Below are 4,270 nucleotides of genomic sequence, written 5' to 3' on the forward strand. Positions count from 1 at the left end.
AACGTCACTATTGCTGCTGGTAGCACTGCTACAGACATTAAAAACGTTGCTGTCCTCGCCGTCAATGATGGTGTTGTTGAAGGCAATCATACTGGTACGATTAAGGCCACGATTTCAAGCGTTAACTCCATTCTCAACGCGCTGCCTTCTGTCAGTGTTACTGCCAATATCAACGATCCACTATCATCTGGCACTGGTGGCACTGGCACTGGCATTCGTGGCACTGGTAGTGGTGGCACTGGCACTGGCACTGGTGGCACTGGCATTCGTGGCACTGGTAGTGGTGGCACTGGCACTAGTAATTCAGGGTCGTTGAAAGTGATTGACTTACGTGCCCAAGCCAATCAGCTAGTTAACTTTAACTTTGATGTTAAGAGCGAAGCTTCTTATAACAATAGTGTCGGTCTATACGTCGTTCAAGATGTAGAGGGTACTATTATCGATCAATTGACGAATGCCAAACTTACCCCAGGCGACGCGAACTATGCACAAGTCGCAGTTCGGCAAACTGTGCCTGTCTCCAAATCCGAATTGGGAAGCGATCGAAGCGCGTCGGGATCAGAGCAGTTGAACGGTGGGGTTATTTATGCGCCTTATCTAATTGCCAATGGGACTGAGGATGGATTTCTATCGTCAAATCCCTCAAATCACACAGACCAAGGAACCAAAGGACAAGTCCCGTTCGCTTACTTTGCGTTTTTAGGGGCTAATCCCGATGGGATTGACCATTTGAGCTCACTTGGCAACAATACCTTTGCCTTTGAAGATTTGTTTGGTGGCGGCGATAAAGACTACGACGACTTGATAGTGAAAATGACTCCGACTGTAGCTGCTTAACCTCACGCGAAAGTGCCCATTCACCCCAACTCAATCCTCACGCTACTTTGTTCAACAGGGGAACTTCACCCACGTAAGTGACTCCCTTTATCAAGGTGAAGGTTGGGGCGGGGTACTTTTTCTCCAGTATCTGATGAGATTAAGTCCGATTAATTCCTTATGATTTGTCACTCAGAATAATTTTTACAAGTTATTGTTACCTTTACAAATGCCACAAAGTATAAATATCTACTGTAAGAAGGCAAAAGACAAAAGGAAAAAAAGCTTGTAAATTAAGCTTTTTAACCTTTTTCAACTAGATAGTTATTTCCGTGATGCTGCACTAGCTTTAATTCACTCACCATTACCATCATTGAGTCCAGGGTGGGCAAAGCTTTGCCCACCCTACAACTAATTTACGCCCCGCAGCTTGCGAGTATTATCAACTAAACTCTGAGCAAATTGATCAAATCTTTGAGAGAGTTTCTCATCTAATAGCTTGTTTTCAGGACTGAAAGCACCCCAAGCTTGTCCGATCGCAATTTGTTCGGGAATCACCCAACCATGTACCCAACGAATAATTAGCCGGAGCTCATTTAAAGCATTACTATTAGACTGACCACCCAAGACACTAATTAGTCCTGTCACTTTATCCGACAGTTGCTCAAAGCTCATCAAATCCAGGGCATTTTTCAGGACACCACTAACCCCACCATGATACTCAGGTGTCGCTAAAATTAACCCATCGGCGCGACTGACTGTATCTTGCAACCGCTGAACATCTGGATACTCTGGATACTCCTTTGCGCCAGTGCAAAACGGTAGTTGCAACTGCCGTAAATCGAGAATTTCTACCTCTGCACCCACAGCTTCAACCCTTTGCACTGCTACTTCTAAAGCAAACTGGGTATAGGAGTTGGGTCTTAAACTACCGCCAATGCCAACAATTCTAACCATAATTAACCTACAAACTATTAACTAGCTACTATCAACAGATTTTTTCTAAAACGGAATCGTTATGACTATGTTTATTTTAACGATTTGTGTCGGAATGTGTCAAATTAAAATCTCCTGGAAAATTTGATAATAAAGGAGTTAACAGCTAGGAGTCATGAGTTAAGAGGAAAAGGGGCAGGGGGCAGGGCAAAGAACCGCATAAATAAATTTATTTGCTCTGAAACCCTTAAAGCCAGGGGAATTCTAGAATTTTTCTCCCCCTGCTCCCTGCTCCCCTGCCTCTTTGGTCAGGAGTCAGGAGCCAGAATAATTATCTAGGTTGCTCAACTTCATGCAATAGCCGAAAGAAACTTGGGAATGGTTTTGTATGGAAGTTAGACTAGATAAGAAAAGTGTAATTTCCAGTTATTACAATTTTTGCTAGAAGAATAGGCATAAAACCAGCGCTCAACTTGTGCCAGCAGACAAAGGGTAATTATTATGACAAATTTGGGAAAAAAAGCATTGGTAAAAGGGCAGTCTTCAAAACGCGTTGCTTGGGTTGGTGCGTTCGCAGCTAGTTTGATTATGTTGCCAGGAATTTTCGTGAGTACTCCCGTTTTGGCACAAAAAGCAGAGAGCACCTCTCTAAATTATGGTGATTTGCTCAAGAAAGCGAAGGCGGGAGAAGTCGAAAAAGTAGAGATTGACGAAACCGAACAGTTAGCAAGGGTTTATCTAAAGGGGCAAAAGGAGAATACGCCACCGCAACAGGTAGCACTTTTGGCACAAAACACAGAGTTAATTAACATACTCAAAGATAAGAATGTTGATTTTGGCGAAGTTTCCTCTGCTAAGAGTCGAGCTGCTGTTGGACTGTTGATCAATCTCATGTGGATTTTGCCACTGCTGGCTTTAATGCTATTGTTCCTCCGGCGCTCTACTAATGCTTCTAGTCAAGCGATGAATTTCGGCAAGTCCAGAGCTCGCTTCCAAATGGAGGCCAAAACTGGAGTGAAATTTGAAGACGTAGCTGGGGTTGAAGAAGCTAAAGAAGAACTGGAAGAAGTTGTTACTTTCCTCAAACAGCCAGAAAGATTTACCGCTGTAGGGGCACGTATTCCCAAAGGAGTGCTGTTAATTGGCCCCCCTGGTACAGGTAAAACTTTACTAGCCAAAGCGATCGCAGGTGAAGCAGGTGTACCATTCTTTAGCATTTCCGGTTCAGAATTCGTGGAAATGTTCGTCGGTGTAGGTGCATCCCGTGTGCGTGACCTCTTCAAAAAAGCCAAAGATAATGCCCCATGTCTAATATTTATCGATGAAATTGACGCAGTAGGTAGACAACGGGGTGCTGGAATCGGTGGTGGTAACGATGAGCGCGAACAAACCCTCAACCAACTACTCACTGAAATGGATGGTTTTGAAGGTAACACAGGCATCATTATTATTGCTGCCACTAACCGCCCCGATGTTCTAGATGCAGCGCTGCTCAGACCAGGACGCTTTGACAGACAAGTGATGGTGGATGCACCGGATCTCAAAGGACGACTAGAAATTTTGAAAGTCCACGGGCGGAATAAAAAAATTGATCCTAGCGTATCATTAGAAGCGATCGCTCGCCGCACTCCTGGTTTTACTGGCGCAGATTTAGCCAACTTACTCAACGAAGCTGCCATTCTCACTGCTAGGAGGCGGAAAGAAGCTGTCACCCTTTTAGAAATTGATGCTGCTGTGGATAGAGTTGTTGCCGGTATGGAAGGTACCGCCTTGGTAGACAGCAAGAGCAAGCGCTTGATTGCCTATCATGAAGTTGGACATGCTTTAGTGGGCACATTGCTCAAAGACCATGACCCTGTACAGAAAGTTACACTCATTCCACGGGGACAAGCACTAGGATTAACTTGGTTTACTCCCAACGAAGAACAGGGGTTAATTTCCCGTTCCCAACTCAAAGCCCGAATAACAGCTACTTTGGGTGGTCGCGCCGCCGAGGAAATTGTTTTTGGGAAGCCAGAAGTGACCACAGGTGCAGGGAATGACCTGCAACACGTGACAACTATGGCCCGGCAGATGGTGACACGGTTCGGGATGTCAGAATTAGGCCCATTGTCCTTAGAAAATCAGAGTGCAGAGGTATTTTTGGGACGTGACTGGATGAATAAATCAGACTATTCTGAGGAAATTGCCGCCAAAATTGATTCGCAGGTGCGCGAAATTGTTAACAATTGCTATATCAGATCAAAAGAACTGTTGCAACTCAACCGCATAGTTTTGGAGCGTTTAGTAGATTTGTTAGCAGAACAGGAGACTATTGAAGGTGATTTATTCCGCAAAATTGTTGCCGATAATGCTCAGGTAGCCGATGCAAAATTGGCTGTACCTCATTAGGGAATAAGCAAAAGTCAATAGTCTATCAACTTTAGACTAGTACCGCAAGGCGGAAGTCAAAAGTCAAAAGTCAAAAGTCAAAAGTATTATGGAATGGGCTTTTTAGGGATTTTAAATGGTTGCTCTA

At 44.3% G+C, this 4,270-nt stretch carries 3 protein-coding genes; 2 read left to right on the plus strand and 1 reads right to left on the minus strand.

All coding sequences use genetic code 11. The annotated features are described in order from the left end of the window. Nucleotides 1-837, plus strand: an 837-nt coding sequence (locus Q0541_RS01165; RefSeq protein WP_298904400.1) for a DUF4114 domain-containing protein, incomplete at its 5' end; no start/stop codon positions are given. A 390-nt stretch (nt 838-1,227) separates the two neighbouring features. On the opposite strand, the gene Q0541_RS01170 is transcribed toward Q0541_RS01165, so the two are convergent. Further along, nucleotides 1,228-1,773 (minus strand): NADPH-dependent FMN reductase, encoded by a 546-nt coding sequence (locus tag Q0541_RS01170; protein WP_298904402.1) that lies wholly within the window; start codon nt 1,771-1,773, stop codon nt 1,228-1,230. A gap of 480 nt (nt 1,774-2,253) precedes the next feature. On the opposite strand from Q0541_RS01170, the gene ftsH reads away from it, so the two are divergent. Beyond that, nucleotides 2,254-4,143, plus strand: coding sequence for an ATP-dependent zinc metalloprotease FtsH (ftsH, locus tag Q0541_RS01175; protein ID WP_298904404.1), 1,890 nt, complete (start codon nt 2,254-2,256; stop codon nt 4,141-4,143). Nucleotides 4,144-4,270 lie beyond the last annotated feature (127 nt).

It is taken from the genome of uncultured Nostoc sp. (assembly GCF_937863485.1).
In the GTDB taxonomy this organism is placed as follows: Bacteria; Cyanobacteriota; Cyanobacteriia; order Cyanobacteriales; family Nostocaceae; genus Nostoc.

What these genes read in the sequence shown, in the direction of transcription:
- Q0541_RS01170 (WP_298904402.1), bottom strand. Translation starts at nt 1,773, where the DNA reads ATGGTTAGAATTGTTGGCATTGGCGGTAGTTTAAGACCCAACTCCTAT.
- ftsH (WP_298904404.1), top strand. Translation starts at nt 2,254, where the DNA reads ATGACAAATTTGGGAAAAAAAGCATTGGTAAAAGGGCAGTCTTCAAAA.